The sequence below is a fragment of the Imtechella halotolerans genome, assembly GCF_028743515.2.
GTDB classification, from domain to species: domain Bacteria; phylum Bacteroidota; class Bacteroidia; order Flavobacteriales; family Flavobacteriaceae; genus Imtechella; species Imtechella halotolerans.
In genome coordinates, this window is record NZ_CP117969.2 from 2,952,084 (window position 1) to 2,969,254 (window position 17,171).

Sequence of the window (17,171 nt, forward strand, 5' to 3'; positions counted from 1 at the left end):
CAAAGTTTATTAGAAACCTAATTCTTTCTTTACATCAGCCAATAGGTCTTTACCATCCGCAACTAGAACTCCAGCTCCTGGGGTAGCATCTAATACATATTGGAAGCCTTGAGTTTTAGCTACCTTTTGAATAGCGTTTTGTGCTTTTTCTAAGATTGGCCCCATAAGCTCTTGCTGTTTTTTCTGCAGTTCTTCACCTGCACTTTGACGTGCTTGTTGAATGTTTGCCTCCATACCTTGTAATTCTTCAGCTTTCTTTTGAAACTCAGCTTCACGAGATTTAAGTTGGGATTCTGAAAGGCCATTAGCTTCTGTTTGATAGGCATTTGCTTTGGTTTGCAATTCTTTTAATGAAGCTTGGATATCTGCTGAATAGGTTTGTTCTAACTTTTTTAACTGTGCCTGTGCAGCTTTCATTTCCGGCATTTCGCTCATTAGTTTTTGAACGTCAATATGAGCAACTTTAGATTGCGCTGTTGCAAACGTTGTTGCGCTCATCAATAGTACAAATGCGATGGCAAGGGTTTTAAAGTGTTTCATTTTGTAGTAATTAATTTAGTATTTGTCTTTTGTTTAATTTTCTTTTGTTTCGGTTGTATCTTTTTTCTTTTCTCGTTCTTCCAATGCTTTCTTGCGTTTGGCTTCACGTTCTTCTATTAATTTTTGTCTTTTCTCTTCGTATTCTTTTTTACGTTTCTCTCGTTCTTCCAATAGTTTTTGTCTTTTTTCTTCAAGAGCTTTAGTTTGTTCAGTTCTTCGATCTTCAACTTCTTTTAGACGTTCTTCTTGAATTTTTGCAATTTCTGCTTTTCTTTCCTCCGTCTTTTCCAACTGCTCCGCTCTTTTAGCATCGATAGCTTCCTTGCGTGCTATGGCTTCTGGAGTTAATTCAGGTTCTTGATCAAATTTGTCAATTTCATTTGGGCCTTTTCGGGCATTTTGAGTTGCAGCTCGGTTGATACTTCTAAGAACTAAATCACTTATGTCATGGCGTTTGTCAGAATAAAGCATTACTAAATCTGCAGATTTATCAAAAACAAAGTCATAACCCCTGCTTGCGGCAATTTCTTGAATGGCATTAAAGACTTGATCTTGTACAGGCTGTGCTAATAGTCTTCTTTGTTGAAATAAATCTCCCTGCGGTCCGAATCTGTTTTCTTGATAGGTCTGCAAATCTTTTTCAAGTATAGTAATTTCTTCTTCACGTTCCAAAATAAGTTCGCGAGTTAGTAATACTTTTTCTGCTAGCAACTCTTTTCGCATTTTATCAATGGCAGCCTGTTGCTTTTCGATTTCATCTTTCCACTTTTGAACTTTACCACTAAGTTGAGTATTGGCTTCTTGATATTCCGAAACATTTTCAAGTATGTACTCCATATCTATGTAGCCAATCCTAACACCTCTTTGTCCGTACAAGCTCATAGTGAGCAATGTTGTCAATACTAAAAGAACTTTTGTTTTCATACTTTGGTCAGTTAAACGTTAGAAAATATCGTGCCAAATTTTCTAGAACTGCTGTCCGATAATGAAATGGGTTTCCCATCCATTAGGCTGGGTTGATCCTGGTATAGGGTCGAAACCGTAACCGAAATCAATACCTAACAATCCAAAGGCTGGCATAAATATACGTAGCCCCAATCCGGCAGATCGCTGTAATTCAAACGGATTATAGTTCTTAAAATTGTTGTATGCTCCACCTCCTTCTAAAAATGCAAGCCCATAAATTGATGCGGTTTGCTTTAAAGTAAGAGGGTATCGTAGTTCCATTGAGAATTTATTATAAATAATCGATCCATCATTGTCTGATAATGATTGATTTGGATAACCCCTTAATTGGATGTTTTCTCTTCCATCTAATGTGTAATTTCCTAAACCATCACCACCGACAAAGAATCGCTCGAAAGGAATAACTCCGCGATGATTATTGTATGCTCCCAGGTAACCCAACTCAACTCCAGTTTTTAATACTAATTTATCAACAAGGTTTGTATACCAGTTCCCTTTGAATTTCACTTTGTAGTATTCAAGCCATTTAAAACGTTGTTGATCAATTTGGGCAATTTTGTCTGTATCATTATTCTCTACGGCATCTTTACGTTCTTCAGCTAGTCCTTTATAATCAGTGTTGTCCAATAATGAATAGGGAGGGGAAAGTTTTGCTGTTATGGTAAAGTCGTTTCCGCCCAATGGATATATAGGGTTTGGTCCTGATGAATTTCGGCTTAGAGCTATGGTGTATGCTAATGAATTTGAAAAACCATCGCCAAAGGTAAATAGTGCGGTATTATAATTCTTTAGGTTATAGTGTTGGTAGCTCACCGCTTGAGATAATGAAAAGTAGTCATCTGGTACTCTAAGACGCTTAGCAATTCCAACTGTAATACCTGAAATATTAAAACGACGATCTTTATCGGCATTTCCAGTTAAATAGTCATATAAAAATTGCTTCGTGTGAGATAGAGAAACTGAAAATTGTACAGGTTCTTTACCTCCCATCCAAGGTTCTGCAAATGAAAAACTATAGGTTTGGAAAAAGCGACTTGCTTGTAAGCGAAGAGCTAAACTCTGCCCGTCTCCCATTGGTACTGGTTTGTACGCTTTTTTGTTGAATAAATCTTTAATTGCAAAATTGTTAAATGAAAGTCCTAAGGTCCCTATAAATCCTCCACCACCATATCCACCTTGTAGTTCTATTTGGCTTGATCCTTTCTCTGCTAATTCGTATTTAATATCTACGGTTCCTGAATTAGGATCTGGATTTTCAACCTTTGGAACAATCTGTTCAGGATCAAAGAATTGCATCTGGCTTAATTCTCGAATTGTTCGTATGATATTTTCTTTTGAATAAAGTTGTCCAGGTTTGGTTCTAAGTTCTCGGTAGATAACGTGATCATTAGTTTTCTCGTTCCCAGTAACTGAAATCTTATTGAAATAAGCAGGTTTACCTTCTAAAATTCTAATTTCAAAATTTATAGTATCGTTTATAGCAGATACTTCAACAGGGTTGATTTGTGAAAATAGATACCCATTATTTTGGTAAAGATTGGCAATGTTTTCACCGTCAGGTTTGCTTGGGTCATCGATACGTTTCTTGAGTAACACACCATTATAGGTATCTCCTTTTTTAATACCCAACAGCTGACCAAGTAGGCGGTCAGAATACACTGTATTTCCGATATAACGAATATCTCCAAAGTAGTATTTATTTCCTTCTTCTAACTTTATTTTAATATCAATAGTGTTGTCATTATTATAAGCTAGGGTGTCTTCGATTATACGTGCATCTCTATATCCATTCTCTTTGTAATAATCAATAAGAGAAACTAGGTCTTCCTTGAAGTCCTCACTTATGTATTTTGATTTTTTCCAAAATCGACCGGGAACTATTTTTTTAGTGTTTTTAAGGGCTTTTCTAAGTTTTTTGGCGCTAATAGCGTCATTACCAGTAAAGCCTATGTTCTGTACTTTAACCTTTTCCCCTAAATCAATATTTACAAGCATGTTAACTGCACTGGATTCTGTAGTATCAGGTGTAGTAATAATGTGTACCTTAGTATTAAGATATCCTTCCTTTTTATACTTGTTAATGAGGTAGTTTTTTGTGTTGGTCAAAAAACTTTCAGTTACTTTTTTTCCTTTTTTAAGTTCCGTGTCCTTGAGAATCGGCTCTATCTTTTTTTGCTTAATCCCTTGGACCTTGACATTATTGAGCGAAGGTACCTCTTGAATATTTAACTCTAGATAAACTGTATTGCCTTCAATGTTAGTTACATAAAAGTTAATATCGCTGAATAAGCCTAATCCCCACAGTTTATTGATAACCCTGCTAATATCTTCTCCCGGGAGCGTTATTTCTTGACCAATTCTAAGTTCGGTATATGCAATTACGGCTTGTTCGCTATAACTTTTAATTCCGGTTACTTCTATACCTCCTAGAATATACTTTTGATTGTTTCCTAATGCAATTTCTTGTGCGTTTGCATTAAAAATGGAGAGGATAAATAATAAAAAAACTATGGTAATTTTTTTTAAAAACATGTTGTAGTTAGCTAAGTTGTTCACTTGTTTTCCCAAATCTTCTTTCTCTGTTTTGAAAAGCTGTTAATGCTTCATATAAATGGTCTTTGGTGAAATCAGGCCAAAGAACCGGTGTGAAATACAGTTCAGCATATGCAATCTGCCACAATAAAAAATTACTAATACGATACTCGCCACTAGTTCGTATAAGTAAGTCTACATCAGGTAGATCATGCGTGTAAAGATGCTGATTTATAACTGAATCATCAATTTTTTCTTCTGAAATTATATTATTTTTAACTTTGGATGCAATTTCCTTAACGGCATTTTTTAATTCTTCTCTTGCTCCATAACTTAAAGCTAATGTGAGCGTCATTCGTTGATTGACTTTCGTTTTTTCAATGACCTCTGAAAGTTCTTTTTGTGCTTTCAAAGGAAGTGAATCTAGTTTGCCAATCGCATTCAATTTAATATCATTTTTAGTAAGTGTTTTAAGTTCTTTCCGTAACGAACTTACTAATAAATTCATTAATGTATCCACTTCTTTTTTAGGCCTATTCCAGTTTTCTGTTGAAAAGGCATATAAAGTAAGGTTTGGTATGCCTAATTCAGCACAAGCTTCAACAATTGTTCGAACAGTTTTTGAGCCGTTTTCATGGCCAAAAATGCGTAATCTTCCTTTCTGTTTGGCCCATCTTCCATTGCCATCCATAATGATGGCCAAGTGCTGAGGGAGGTAGTGTGCTTTTATGTCTTCTTTAGTAATTTTCAAAAGGTCATTAATTTAATCTGCGCAAAAACATGGTTTTTCCCCAAAGGTAAATGTAAGGGTAATCCCTGTAAATACATACCAATCGTCACTATTTAGATTTCCAAATTTGTATTGTGTTGGTTCGGGAAAACTGCCGTCTAGATTGTTTGTGAAAGTGTAGCGTGCTCCTGCTTCAATTCCTAAAATCCAGTTCCGCGCAATAGATCCTTTAACGCCTAAAACCATGGGGATCGCAATTGAATTTTTCCTGCTACCGCTGTATTGTAGCGCTACATTGCTTTGGTAATCAAAGTAAAGGTTTTCATAAGTGAAATATGAAAGTCCTGAATACATATATGGGGTGAATTGTTTATTCATTTTGTGCAAATCATAGGGAACAAAATTGAATTCAACTCCCGCAGAGGCCTCAAAAATATTGTTAGTGAATGAGAAATCACGTTTTAGGCGTGCATTTATATCTGATTTATAGTCATTTCCCTCTAAAGTAGCGTATAGAAGGCTTGCTCTAAAGGCATATCGAGTATGCTTATTCCATTTGTAAACTACTCCAAAAGCGGTGTTATTTGGTGCTAGATATTGGGTAGATCCAACATCTCCTATGAAATTACTACCCCCTGCAAAAAGACCTATTTCGTTTATTTGAGAGAATAGGCTCTGGGTGGATAAGATGGTAATGATAACTAAAAAGATGTTTCTCATAAAATTCAAAAGTTTGCAAATATAGCAATTAAGATGTCCAATTGCTCATATACAGCGGTTAATGTGATGATATGATAAACTTTTTTACCTTTATTTTATTGTTTAATTTCTTTTGTCTTCTCCCCATAGTAGTTTATTTCGGAGCGTTTTAAGGAAGCTCTCTGTTTTAAGGTCTATGAATTTTATGGTGAAAGGGGCTTTACGTATGATAATTTCTGTTTCATTTGAAAGCGTTGCTTGTCTTGAATCAAGAGAAATTAGGTAGTTTTTTTCTCTTCCACTAACAGAAAGTTTTATTTCAGTATTATCTGCAATTACTAAAGGTCTTGCGTTGAGGTTGTGAGGAGCAATAGGGGTTAAAACCAAATTGTGGGCAGTTGGCATAATAACTGGTCCGCCACAGCTCAAGGAATATCCTGTTGATCCTGTCGGTGTAGAAACGATAAGCCCGTCTGCCCAGTAACTGGTAAGGTACTCTTCATTGAGAAAGGTTGAAACAGTTATCATGGAGGCGGTATTTTTTCTGCTAACAGCAATTTCGTTTAGTGCAAAATAAAGCCCATTGAGTTCTTTAATGTCAGGCGAGGTGTGTAACTCTACTAAACTACGTTCGCTAATTGTATAGTCTCTCGCCTTAAGGCATTCTAGCATGTGCTTGATATCTTCTTGTTGAACAGTGGCTAAAAATCCTAATCTTCCAGTGTTAATTCCTAAAATTGGTATAGGTAGATTCCGTACCAATGTAGCTGCCCTTAAGATAGTTCCGTCACCACCAATACTTACCATAAGGTTGTAACTGTTGTTTAAATCTTCAAAACCTTGATAGGTAGGTAGCTCTTTTACAATTGGAATGGTCTTACAGAGTTTTGTTGAATAATTTACTTCAATTACCAATGTGTAACCCATGGAGAGCATCTCGGTAATTAGGTACTCAATACATTCTTTGAGTTTTTCATTGTATTGCTGTCCGTAAATGGCTACTTTCATGGATTGTTTTTTTAGATATTAAGATAACGTTGAAGGTAGTCAGATTTATCTTTAAGGTCCTTTAAATAGGAGTCATCTTCTTTGTCGATAACAATATTGTAGTTGAATCGTCTAAATGACTGGATGATGGAATTAAGGGGGGCATTTCCAACTTTTAAAGTTATTTGAACTTGATTCTCGTTCATTTCACTTATAAAAGCACCAAGTAATTTGCCATTATTGCTTTCGACAATTTGTGAAATTTCACTAAATGAATAGTCTTTTAGTCCTTTTTCTATTAGTAGAATGCCGCCAGGCTCATTTAAAAATGGGGTTTGATTAAACAAGCCAATAATGTCTAATAATTCGTAATAACCAATGTATTCACTTTTTTCATTTAAAACAGGCATGATGTTAGATTCATGTTGGGCAAATGCCTCTAGAACTTCTACCCAATTGGTCTGTTTTCGGACGAAAAAAGCATCAAGAGCATATAGATAGTCTTCTAATTTTTTATCATCATCAAATCCCTGTATGTCTTCTTGAGCAACACATCCCAAAAGCATCTTTTGCTCAACCACAGGTAAGTGTGAGAACGCATGACTCTCAGCAATGCTTTTCGCTTTCTTTACACTGTCGAAAGTGATAAGTGGCTGAATGTCAAAATTGATATGTGAATTAATGTTCATCTCCTTCAAAATTCATGGGCAAATTAATTAATTTATATCATAAAAATGCATGTTTTACTTTGTATTTTTGCCTTTTGCAAATAGAAAAACAATACTTTCATAACTGTTTAAACAAACTTTTGAGTATGACAAAGCTTAGTGTAAATATTAATAAAATTGCTACACTGCGTAATTCACGTGGGGGGAATGTTCCGAATTTACTCAAGGTGGCTGAAGATGTTCAGAAATTTGGAGCAGAAGGAGTGACTATTCACCCAAGACCAGACGAGAGGCATATACGTTATCAGGATGCGTATGATTTAGTACAAGTTGTAAATACAGAATACAATATAGAAGGAAATCCTATACCTAGATTTATAGATTTAGTATTGCAGATTAAACCTACCCAAGTTACTTTAGTGCCCGATGCTGATGATGCTATTACCTCCAACGCGGGATGGGATACCGTGGTTCATAAAGACTTTTTGATTGATGTTATAGCTGAGTTTAAAAGGAATGGGATTCGAACGTCTATTTTTGTAGATCCTGTTGAAAAGATGGTAGAGGCTGCCGCCGTCACAGGAACAGATAGGGTTGAATTATACACCGAGGAATATGCTAAGGAATTTCAGCGGGGTAATTTAAATGGGATTTCATCTTATGTAAATGCCGCGATTGTGGCTGATAAGGTAGGACTAGGTATTAATGCTGGACATGATTTGAGTTTGGATAATATTCGTTACTTTAAAGAGCAAATTCCAAATCTCCTAGAAGTGTCTATTGGGCATGCTCTTATTTCTGAGTCTTTGTACTTAGGGCTTGAAAATGTTGTGAACTTATACCTTAACAAATTAAAATATGATGCAAGTACTCCATTCTCAAATTTTTGGTGAAGGTACTCCTTTCTTAATTCTTCATGGATTTTTAGGAATGTCGGATAATTGGAAAACCATGGGGATGCAATATGCTGCTCAAGGGTTTCAATTACATTTATTAGATTTAAGAAATCATGGACATAGTTTTCATTCTGAAGACTTTTCATATGAAGTAATGGTACAGGACGTATATGCTTATATGGAATACCATGGTTTGGAAAGTGCTATTGTTCTTGGGCATTCAATGGGAGGTAAAGTTGCTATGGAGCTAGCGGTTACTTATTCGGAAAAAGTAAAAAAACTCATTGTCGCTGATATTGCTCCAAAGTACTATCCGGTTCATCATCAAACCATTTTAAATGGATTAGCTTCTTTGGATTTTTCAAAAATAAAAACCAGAGGGGAAGCTGATAATCAGCTAGCGAATTATATATCGGATGCAGGAATTCGTATGTTTCTTCTAAAAAATCTTTATTGGGTAGCTAAAGGACAGCTCGGGTTGAGGTTGAATTTGAAAGTATTAACTGATAAAGTAGGTGAGGTGGGAGAGTCTTTGGCAAAATTTGCAAACTATCAAGGTCCTACTTTATTTATTAAGGGGGAACGTTCTGAGTATGTCATGAGAGAAGATGAGGTTCTGATTAAAACGCATTTCCCTAAGGTTAAAATTGTGGCTGTTTCCCGTGCAGGACATTGGCTGCATGCAGAGAATCCTGAGGAGTTTTTTGAGAAAACAATTTCTTTTATAAAGGACTAAGAACTTTTTAGTATATTAGTTTAAAGTAAAATTGTGCTATTATGAAATTAATTCTTCGCATATTACTTACTGCGGTAGCAGTAGTTGTTTTGTCTCATATTTTAAAAGGAATTCAGGTAGATGGGTATTGGTCAGCAGTTATTGTGGCTATAGTGTTGGCATTACTTAATGTTTTTGTAAAACCAATTCTCGTATTTTTGACCCTTCCGGCTACAATTATAACCTTAGGACTATTCTTACTCGTTATTAATGCGGTTATTATTTTAATTGCCGGTGAGTTAATTGAAGGCTTTAGAGTTTACAACTTTTGGTGGGCCTTACTTTTTAGCTTATTACTTTCCTTGTTACAATCTGTTTTGTTTTCTCTTTTAAAGGAAGATTAGTTAAATAAAATAATCATGTAAAATTCAGCAAGTTAAAAACTTGGATAGCGTTGTAAAAAGTGCTAATTTTGCCACCCGAATTTTAAGTGATAAATTTTAGAGACTAATGAATATTACTAAAGAGCAAGTAGATGCACTTAATGCCATTGTAACAGTGGCTATTACAAAAGAAGATTATAGCGATAAAGTTGCTGAAATATTGAACGATTATCGTAAAAATGCAACTATTCCAGGATTCCGAAAAGGACATGTTCCTATGGGCTTGGTAAAGAAGCAATACGGTAAGGCAGTGTTGGTGGATGAGGTAAACAAGCTTTTACAAGATGCGCTCAATAAGTATTTAACAGAAGAGAAATTAGATGTCTTAGGAAATCCACTTCCAAAAGCACAAGATAATTTAGATTGGGATGCCGAAGATTTTTCATTTGAATTTGAATTAGGATTGGCTCCTTCTTTTGATGTTACTCTTAAGAGTAAAAAAGCGATTACGCACTATACAATTGTAGCGGACGATAAGATGATTGAGGAGCAGGTTGCTCGCATCCAGAAGCAATTTGGGAAGTTAGTATCCAAAAACGAAATTGCTCAAGATGATGAAATCACTGGAACTTTCTTTAATGAAGACAAAGGAATAGATAATAAAGTTACCTTCACTCTAGATAAACTTAAAGGTAAGAAAAACATTGGTGCTTTTGAAGGTGCTAAAGTTGGTGATCAAATTACGATTAACACCAAAGGTCTTTTTGTTGACGAGCATGATTTGATGCATTATATGAAGGTAAGTCATGACCAAGCACATGATTTGGCAGTAGATGTTACCTTTACTGTGGAAGAAGTTAATACACGTGAACTGGCTGAATTAGACCAGGATTTGTTTGATAAACTTTTTGGTCCAGGAAATGTTACTTCTGTGACTGAAATGAAAAATAAGATAAAGGAGGATGCGGAAAAACAATTCCTTCAGCAGGCCGACCAAAAGTTATTGAACGATGTTACTGAATACCTAGTTGAAAATACTGAGTTCGATCTTCCAGCAGCCTTTTTGAAAAAATGGATTCAAGTAACAGGTGAAAACCCGTTGACAGATGAGGAGGCAAGTGAAGAATACGAAAAGTCTGAGAAAGGATTGCGTTATCAACTAATTGAAGGTAAGATTATTTCAGAAAATAATCTTCAGGTTACTTTTGAAGAGTTAAAAGATTTTGCCAAAGGATTTATTAAAGCTCAAATGGCTCAATTTGGTCAATTAGACCCTGCTGAAGAAGATTTAGATAATATAGCATCTCGTGTGCTTTCAAATCAAGATGAAGTTCGTCGTTTGTCAGAACAATTGATGAGTCAGAAGTTGGTTTCTTTTTATAAAGAAAATGCAAACTTAAAGGCGAAAGAAGTGACGTATGAAGACTTCGTTAAAGAGGCCTATAACTAAGCTCAGAAAAAATAATTTACCTATCTTTAAGGCGTTAAAAAAGTTCTTTTAACGCCTTTTTTAAACTTAATGCGAATTTTATTAGTATATGAACTACGGTAAAGAATTTAAAAAATATGCTACTCAGCACCATGGTGTCAATAGTATGTATTACGACAAGATTGTAAGCAGCATGACTCCATATATTATTGAAGAACGCCAATTGAATGTGGCTCAAATGGACGTTTTTTCACGTCTAATGATGGATCGTATCATTTTTTTAGGAACGGCCATTGATGATACTATTGCAAATATTATTCAAGCTCAACTTTTGTTTTTGGAGAGTGTAGATAGTACTAAGGATATTCAGATATATGTAAACTCACCTGGAGGTGGAGTATATGCAGGTTTAGGGATTTATGATACGATGCAGTTTATTAAACCTGATGTAGCAACCATATGTACTGGTATTGCTGCTTCCATGGGAGCAGTTCTATTGTGTGCCGGGGCCAATGGAAAGCGCTCAGCATTACCGCACTCACGAGTAATGATTCATCAACCACTTGGCGGCGCTCAGGGTCAGGCTAGTGATATTGAAATTACTGCCCGTGAAATTTTAAAGTTGAAAGACGAATTGTATGATATTATTTCTAAGCATTCTGGGCAACCATTTGATAAGGTTCATCACGATAGTGATAGGGATTATTGGATGAAGGCGGAAGAGGCTAAGGCCTATGGAATGATTGATGAAGTTTTGGTACGTAGTTAATTAAAAATAAATGGCAAAAGAAGTATTAGAGTGCTCGTTTTGTGGTCGTAAAAAACCTGAAACCAATATCTTGATAGCTGGTCTTGATGCTCATATTTGTGATCGTTGTATCGAGCAGGCCCACGGTATAGTACTCGAAGAATTAAAACAGTCAAAGTCTGGAGATCTTTCGGCTGAATTAGTGCTAAAAAAACCTCAAGAAATAAAGGAATTTCTAGATCAGTTTATTATAGGACAAGAGTTTACTAAAAAGGTGATGTCGGTTGCTGTATACAATCATTATAAGCGTTTGTTGCAACCTGTAACCAATGATGATATTGAAATTCAAAAGAGTAATATCATTATGGTTGGACAGACAGGTACTGGAAAAACATTAATGGCAAAGACGATTGCTCGAATGCTTAATGTTCCTTTAGCGATTGTTGACGCCACAGTACTTACAGAGGCTGGTTATGTAGGAGAAGATGTTGAAAGCATCCTTACACGATTGCTTCAAGCTGCTGATTACAATTTAGAGAAAGCTGAACGAGGTATTGTGTTTATTGATGAAATAGATAAAATTGCACGAAAAAGTGATAACCCGTCAATTACGCGTGATGTGTCGGGTGAAGGTGTTCAACAGGCATTATTAAAACTTTTAGAAGGAACGGTAGTTAATGTTCCACCAAAAGGAGGAAGAAAACATCCAGATCAAAAGTTTATTGAAGTGAATACTGAAAATATTTTATTTATTGCCGGAGGAGCTTTTGATGGAATTGAACGAATAATTACCAAGCGCTTGAATATGCAAGCTGTGGGGTATAGTGCTTCCAAAAATGAACTTCAGGTGGATAATAATAATTTATTACAGTATATCATACCAAAAGATTTAAAAGAATTTGGGTTGATTCCTGAGATTATTGGACGCCTTCCGGTATTGACGTATATGGATCCTCTAGATGCAAAAACATTAAGAGCCATTCTTACAGAGCCTAAAAATGCAATTATAAAACAATACACCAAGTTATTTGAAATGGATGATGTTGCATTTGAGATAGCAGATGATGCGTTGGATTTTATTGTAGAAAAAGCAATAGAGTATAAATTAGGTGCTCGAGGACTGCGTTCTCTATGTGAAGCTATTCTTACTGATGCTATGTTTGAATTACCTTCTTCTGGTGAGTCTTCGCTACTGGTTACAAAGGCATACGCACAAGATAAATTAAATAAGTCTTCTATAAATAAGCTGAAGGCAGCTTCTTAAATTATAAAAGCCGCTTTAATTGAGCGGCTTTTTTATTCATTTAATTTTCTTTTTCTTCGATATCATCTTCCTCATAAATGAAATTAATATCTAATATGGTGCTTTTAACTTCGTTTAAATAACTTCGTCCTATAGTGTAACGAGTTCCACCTATTTCAATACTATTTCCCTCTACTACAGTAACCTTGTCAATTGAAATCGTGTACGATCTATGAATTCGAATAAATTTATCCTTAGGTAATTGTTCCGTAAAACTACTTAGAGTTTGATGTATAATATACTTTTGAGTAGGTGTAATTATCTTAATATAATCTTTTAGACTTTCCACGGCCAAAATTTCATCTAAAAAGATCTTTTTCATTTTCTTTTTGTCAATTTTCACAAAAAGATAATCCTTATTTCCAGTAGAAGTCTCAGGTTTTTGTTGATAGCTTTGTTTAATAGCTTTGTTTATTGCCAGGAGGAATCGGGGGAAGGAAACGGGTTTTACAATGTAATCCAACACCTCTAACTCATAGCCTTGTAATGCATATTTTTCATGGGCCGTGGTCAAGATGATATTGGGTTTTTGGTGTAAGCTTTTTATGAAACTAAGTCCATCAAGAATAGGCATATCTACATCCAGGAAAATCAAATCAACTGTATTTTTTTGTAAATATGATAGCGCATCAATAGCATTGCCAAATGTAGCACAGACTTCTATGTCTTTAACTTGTGAAGCAAAAGAGTTCAATACATTTATTGCCAAAGGCTCGTCATCTATTAGTATAACTTTCAGTTTCATGAGGGTAAAAATATGTTATTTTGTTGTAAGATGGAAATGGAGGGGTATCGCTATTGTTTTCAACTACTAATTTCAAAATCGTTTTTCGATAAGCCTTTGTTCAAAGTCTTTCTAGGAATAGGAATTTAATTTGCTTCCTGAAATCTGATTATTGATTGTTCCTTACTATTTATATCTATTTACTTCAGTTGAATTTAACGCTGCTAATCATTTCATTGTTGTCATTCTATGGGAATTCACTTCATGAAATTACTGCAATACTGTCTAATGCTATAGACTTTGTTTTTTACAAAATTCTTTTATATTTATTTTGTTTTACGATTTTATTTCCATGAATTTAACGCAAAAGTATGGCTAGTTCAACTACATATAGATTGCTGTGTTCATATATTTTTAAGTCATATTCATTTGGTTTGTAACCAAGTTCCAGCCTTTTTTTGACATTAGCAATCCCTAAACCACCAGAGGTAGGTGAATCTTTTGAACTTTCCTGTTCACCAGGCATGGTGTTGGTTACTTTGAAATATAGCCAAGAATTTTCTATCCTGAAATCGATAGTGATAGTTACATTGCCTAAATTTTTATCTGCACCATGTTTAAAACAATTTTCAATAAAGGTGAGTAGTAACATTGGAGCAATTCGCTTTCCTTCCATATTGCCACTTATAGTCATCTCTATGTTAAGAGAATCACCATAACGGATGCGCTCAAGATCTAAATAATTTTGAATGCAAATTACCTCTTTTGAAAGTGATTGCTTTCTTTTCTTTGTTTCATATAGCAGATAGCGCATCAATTCAGAAAGCTTCAAAATGATTTCAGGAGCTTTGTTTGATTTCTCTAGCGTTAATGCATAAATATTATTAAGGGTGTTGAAGAAAAAGTGAGGTGAAACTTGAGTTCTTAATAAGCGAAGTTCAGTCTCTAAATGTGTCTTTTCAAGATCGGTAACTCTTCTATGCTCTTGTAGCCAATCTACAGTAATTTTAATGGCCGTAACAAAGGAAATCACATATAGTTCTCCTAGCATCATTGTGATTCCATAATTGAAAGTTAAATTATGTGTTTCTTCAGGACCCTCGGGCCATACGTTTTGACTAATAAGAAAATAAGTTAGGTAATATTTTACTAGCAACATGAAAAACAACGAAGCTATTAGTAGTAAGGTATAGAAGACATATTTTTTCTGAATTATATATCTTGGCATCAAAAAGTATATGTTAAAATAACAAAGGATGATGTGAATAGGAAAACCTAATAGGTTACCTTTGAGTGAATACCAATAGTCTTGATAATAACTACCCCAACGTATTGTATTAAAAATGAAGTAAATCGTCCAGAAAATAATATGGTGACGTGTGGAAATGGCATATCCTCTATTAGCTTCTAGTTTTAAGTGATGTTTTATCTTTTGCTTTATGGACATATGATAAATATGCATTTGATACGTTTAGCTTCCTAAAAAGGTTATTGGTCTAAAATTATTTTTAGAGTTCCTAAATTTATAAATATTTATACTATAACTTAACAATTTCTGAAAATTGAGTTAACTGTAAGGAAATACATTATGTTTAAAAAATACCATTTATTCCTACTTACTGCATTGTTCATTTCTGTATCATCATGCAGGCAGCAGTCATCAATAATTATTGAAAATCAAATTTCTCCAGTAAGCTACGTTGATCCGTTTATAGGTACTGGAGGTCATGGACACACTTATCCAGGAGCTACCGTACCTTTTGGGATGGTTCAAGTGAGTCCTGTCAATGGAACTATTGGTTGGGATTGGTGTTCTGGATATCATTATTCGGATGATGTGGCTATAGGTTTTGGACATTTACATTTAAGTGGTACAGGAATTGGCGACTTGTCAGACCTATTGTTTATGCCTATTTCTAAAACGGTAGATCTCACTGCTCAACCTATTCAAAGAGATTCACTTACGTATAAGTCTACATATAGTCATGACAATGAGGTTTCAAAACCTGGATTTTATCAAGTATACCTGAAAGATCATAAGGTGAATGTCGAACTTACAGCATCCGAACGTACTGCTTTTCATAAGTATACCTTTGAAAAAGAAGCTCTTCAATCATTGGTTATTGATTTGGGGTTTGCCATTAATTGGGATAAGGCAACTCAAACTTCCTTGAAGTTAGAGGACTCGTACACAATTAGTGGTTATAGGCACAGTACAGGCTGGGCTCATAATCAGAAAGTATTTTTTGTGGCTCGTTTTAATAAACCTATTATTTCGCAACAACTTTTTTCAGATGGAAGAAGAATACTTCCTTCGTTTGTTAGTGGAGAGAAAGTTTCGGGGCAGTTCTTTTTTGATTCTCAAGAAAATGATCAGCTGTTAGCTAAGGTCGCAGTTTCATCTGTAAGTGTTGAAAATGCAAAGGAGAATATGTCTGACTATGGAACAGAATTTCCATTTGATCTCGTAAAGGAAAGGGCTAATGATCGATGGGAAAAATCATTACAAACAATTTCAGTAGAAACACCTGTTGATTCCTTGAAAACCATCTTTTATAGTGCTTTGTACCATACTCAATTAGCGCCTGTTACCTTTAGCGATAAAAACGGGCAATTTAGAATGGAAAATGATACTATAATATCCGCGGAGGAGTATACGGGTTATTCTACGTTTTCTTTGTGGGATACTTTTCGTGCTCAACACCCATTACTTACCATAATAGCCCCAGAACGTGTGTCTGATATGATAAATTCTCTTTTGGCTTATTATGAAGTGCGTAATATACTACCTGTTTGGACACTGTATGGAAATGAAACAAATACAATGACTGGGTATCACTCAATTCCTGTGATTACAGAAGCATACTTGAAAGGGTTCTCAGGATTTGATGTTGAATTGGCATATGAGGCAATGAAGACTACTATGTTGCAGGACGAAAGAGGTTTAAATTATTACAAAAAGTACGGCTATATACCTTATCCATTATTAGATGAGTCAGTGACCATTACATTAGAATATGCTTATAATGATTGGTGTGTTGCTCAAATGGCCAAGGCTTTAGGTAAAGAAGATGATTATAAATTATTCCTGAATCGTTCTAAAGCGTATCAACATCTTTTTGATTCTAATACTGGATTTATGAGAGGTAAATCTGAGGATGGTAAATCATGGAATGAACCTTTTGATCCAAAACATTCTAATCATCGAGAACACACTGACTATACAGAAGGAAATGCCTGGCAGCATAGTTGGTTTGTATTGCATGATGTCAAAAATTTTATTGAATTACATGGAGGACCTGCACCGTTTACAAATCGATTAGAACAACTTTTTACAGAAAGTTCAGAAATTACCGGTGATAATATATCTGCGGATATTACAGGGCTCATTGGGCAATACGCTCATGGTAATGAACCAAGTCACCATATTGCATATCTTTTTAATCATGCTGGTCAACCATGGAGAACTCAATATTGGGTAAGAGAGATACTTAATTCTCAGTATAATACAACACCAAATGGACTTAGTGGAAATGAAGATTGTGGGCAAATGTCTGCATGGTATGTATTTAGTTCTATAGGTTTGTATCCCTTTAATCCGGCCTCGGGAATTTATGAAATTGGAAGCCCAATCTTTGAAAGAACCACATTAAACGTTGCAAATGGAAAAACATTTGTAATCACAGCAAAAAATGTTTCTGATAGTAATAGATTTATTCAATCTGCTCGATTAAATGGTGAAAATTTTAATCGAACAACACTTTCTCATAAGGAGATTATGGATGGAGGGACTCTTGAGCTTGTAATGGGGCCAGAACCCAATACTAAATGGGGTGTTGCAAACAAATAGC

16 protein-coding genes are annotated in these 17,171 nt (G+C 35.0%); 7 read left to right on the forward strand and 9 right to left on the reverse strand.

The window, feature by feature from the left end:
- Positions 1 to 9 precede the first annotated feature (9 nt).
- The 7 genes from PT603_RS13095 to PT603_RS13125 form a co-directional block, all read right to left on the reverse strand.
- Entirely contained in the window at positions 10 to 540 is a 531-nt protein-coding gene (locus PT603_RS13095) for an OmpH/Skp family outer membrane protein (protein ID WP_008237674.1), read from the reverse strand.
- Positions 541 to 573: 33 nt separating this feature from the next.
- Positions 574 to 1,464, reverse strand: coding sequence for an OmpH/Skp family outer membrane protein (locus PT603_RS13100; RefSeq protein ID WP_008237676.1), 891 nt, complete (start codon positions 1,462 to 1,464; stop codon positions 574 to 576).
- A gap of 42 nt (positions 1,465 to 1,506) precedes the next feature.
- Positions 1,507 to 4,038: an outer membrane protein assembly factor BamA gene (bamA, locus tag PT603_RS13105; RefSeq protein ID WP_008237677.1), complete on the reverse strand. Its 2,532-nt coding sequence runs from the start codon at positions 4,036 to 4,038 to the stop codon at positions 1,507 to 1,509.
- A gap of 7 nt (positions 4,039 to 4,045) precedes the next feature.
- Positions 4,046 to 4,729 carry an undecaprenyl pyrophosphate synthase gene (gene uppS / locus PT603_RS13110; protein WP_238531008.1) on the reverse strand — a complete coding sequence of 228 codons (684 nt, stop codon included), beginning with the start codon at positions 4,727 to 4,729 and terminating at the stop codon, positions 4,046 to 4,048.
- Between the two features lie 72 nt (positions 4,730 to 4,801).
- On the reverse strand, positions 4,802 to 5,488 hold the full coding sequence (gene porG / locus PT603_RS13115) for a type IX secretion system protein PorG (protein WP_008237681.1): 687 nt from the start codon (positions 5,486 to 5,488) through the stop codon (positions 4,802 to 4,804).
- A 102-nt stretch (positions 5,489 to 5,590) separates the two neighbouring features.
- Positions 5,591 to 6,475, reverse strand: a complete 885-nt coding sequence (locus tag PT603_RS13120; RefSeq protein ID WP_008237689.1) for an NAD kinase — start codon at positions 6,473 to 6,475, stop codon at positions 5,591 to 5,593.
- A gap of 11 nt (positions 6,476 to 6,486) precedes the next feature.
- Positions 6,487 to 7,143 carry a CBS domain-containing protein gene (locus PT603_RS13125; protein WP_008237691.1) on the reverse strand — a complete coding sequence of 219 codons (657 nt, stop codon included), beginning with the start codon at positions 7,141 to 7,143 and terminating at the stop codon, positions 6,487 to 6,489.
- Positions 7,144 to 7,268: 125 nt separating this feature from the next.
- Between PT603_RS13125 and PT603_RS13130 the strand changes: the two genes are divergently transcribed.
- The 6 genes from PT603_RS13130 (at position 7,269) to clpX (ending at position 12,557) form a co-directional block, all read left to right on the forward strand.
- The gene (locus PT603_RS13130; RefSeq protein WP_008237693.1) at positions 7,269 to 8,015 is read left to right on the forward strand and encodes a pyridoxine 5'-phosphate synthase; all 747 of its coding nucleotides are present in this window, start codon (positions 7,269 to 7,271) and stop codon (positions 8,013 to 8,015) included.
- Complete coding sequence (locus PT603_RS13135) at positions 7,984 to 8,754, forward strand: alpha/beta fold hydrolase (RefSeq protein ID WP_008237695.1); 771 nt, start codon at positions 7,984 to 7,986, stop codon at positions 8,752 to 8,754. The genes PT603_RS13130 and PT603_RS13135 overlap by 32 nt, the downstream gene beginning before the upstream one ends.
- Positions 8,755 to 8,795: 41 nt before the next feature.
- A complete protein-coding gene (locus PT603_RS13140) occupies positions 8,796 to 9,137 on the forward strand; it encodes a phage holin family protein (RefSeq protein WP_008237696.1) in 342 nt (113 codons plus the stop codon).
- Between the two features lie 106 nt (positions 9,138 to 9,243).
- A complete protein-coding gene (gene tig / locus PT603_RS13145; RefSeq protein WP_008237699.1) occupies positions 9,244 to 10,566 on the forward strand; it encodes a trigger factor in 1,323 nt (440 codons plus the stop codon).
- An 88-nt stretch (positions 10,567 to 10,654) separates the two neighbouring features.
- A complete protein-coding gene (gene clpP / locus PT603_RS13150; protein ID WP_008237701.1) occupies positions 10,655 to 11,314 on the forward strand; it encodes an ATP-dependent Clp endopeptidase proteolytic subunit ClpP in 660 nt (219 codons plus the stop codon).
- A gap of 10 nt (positions 11,315 to 11,324) precedes the next feature.
- Entirely contained in the window at positions 11,325 to 12,557 is a 1,233-nt protein-coding gene (gene clpX, locus PT603_RS13155; RefSeq protein WP_008237703.1) for an ATP-dependent Clp protease ATP-binding subunit ClpX, read from the forward strand.
- Between the two features lie 40 nt (positions 12,558 to 12,597).
- Here clpX and PT603_RS13160 read toward each other — a convergent pair whose 3' ends face one another.
- Both PT603_RS13160 and PT603_RS13165 read right to left on the reverse strand, forming a co-directional pair.
- On the reverse strand, positions 12,598 to 13,341 hold the full coding sequence (locus PT603_RS13160; protein WP_008237706.1) for a LytR/AlgR family response regulator transcription factor: 744 nt from the start codon (positions 13,339 to 13,341) through the stop codon (positions 12,598 to 12,600).
- A 337-nt stretch (positions 13,342 to 13,678) separates the two neighbouring features.
- Positions 13,679 to 14,767, reverse strand: a complete 1,089-nt coding sequence (locus tag PT603_RS13165) for a sensor histidine kinase (RefSeq protein WP_008237708.1) — start codon at positions 14,765 to 14,767, stop codon at positions 13,679 to 13,681.
- A gap of 141 nt (positions 14,768 to 14,908) precedes the next feature.
- Here PT603_RS13165 and PT603_RS13170 point away from each other — a divergent pair, with 141 nt between their 5' ends.
- On the forward strand, positions 14,909 to 17,170 hold the full coding sequence (locus tag PT603_RS13170; protein ID WP_008237709.1) for a GH92 family glycosyl hydrolase: 2,262 nt from the start codon (positions 14,909 to 14,911) through the stop codon (positions 17,168 to 17,170).
- The last annotated feature ends 1 nt before the right edge of the window (position 17,171 follow it).

Excerpts from the sequence above, each read along its gene's own strand:
- PT603_RS13095 (WP_008237674.1), bottom strand. The coding sequence starts at position 540 with ATGAAACACTTTAAAACCCTTGCCATCGCATTTGTACTATTGATGAGC.
- PT603_RS13100 (WP_008237676.1), bottom strand. The coding sequence starts at position 1,464 with ATGAAAACAAAAGTTCTTTTAGTATTGACAACATTGCTCACTATGAGC.
- bamA (WP_008237677.1), bottom strand. The coding sequence starts at position 4,038 with ATGTTTTTAAAAAAAATTACCATAGTTTTTTTATTATTTATCCTCTCC.
- uppS (WP_238531008.1), bottom strand. The coding sequence starts at position 4,729 with ATGGATGGCAATGGAAGATGGGCCAAACAGAAAGGAAGATTACGCATT.
- porG (WP_008237681.1), bottom strand. The coding sequence starts at position 5,488 with ATGAGAAACATCTTTTTAGTTATCATTACCATCTTATCCACCCAGAGC.
- PT603_RS13120 (WP_008237689.1), bottom strand. The coding sequence starts at position 6,475 with ATGAAAGTAGCCATTTACGGACAGCAATACAATGAAAAACTCAAAGAA.
- PT603_RS13125 (WP_008237691.1), bottom strand. The coding sequence starts at position 7,143 with ATGAACATTAATTCACATATCAATTTTGACATTCAGCCACTTATCACT.
- PT603_RS13130 (WP_008237693.1), top strand. The coding sequence starts at position 7,269 with ATGACAAAGCTTAGTGTAAATATTAATAAAATTGCTACACTGCGTAAT.
- PT603_RS13135 (WP_008237695.1), top strand. The coding sequence starts at position 7,984 with ATGCAAGTACTCCATTCTCAAATTTTTGGTGAAGGTACTCCTTTCTTA.
- PT603_RS13140 (WP_008237696.1), top strand. The coding sequence starts at position 8,796 with ATGAAATTAATTCTTCGCATATTACTTACTGCGGTAGCAGTAGTTGTT.
- tig (WP_008237699.1), top strand. The coding sequence starts at position 9,244 with ATGAATATTACTAAAGAGCAAGTAGATGCACTTAATGCCATTGTAACA.
- clpP (WP_008237701.1), top strand. The coding sequence starts at position 10,655 with ATGAACTACGGTAAAGAATTTAAAAAATATGCTACTCAGCACCATGGT.
- clpX (WP_008237703.1), top strand. The coding sequence starts at position 11,325 with ATGGCAAAAGAAGTATTAGAGTGCTCGTTTTGTGGTCGTAAAAAACCT.
- PT603_RS13160 (WP_008237706.1), bottom strand. The coding sequence starts at position 13,341 with ATGAAACTGAAAGTTATACTAATAGATGACGAGCCTTTGGCAATAAAT.
- PT603_RS13165 (WP_008237708.1), bottom strand. The coding sequence starts at position 14,767 with ATGTCCATAAAGCAAAAGATAAAACATCACTTAAAACTAGAAGCTAAT.
- PT603_RS13170 (WP_008237709.1), top strand. The coding sequence starts at position 14,909 with ATGTTTAAAAAATACCATTTATTCCTACTTACTGCATTGTTCATTTCT.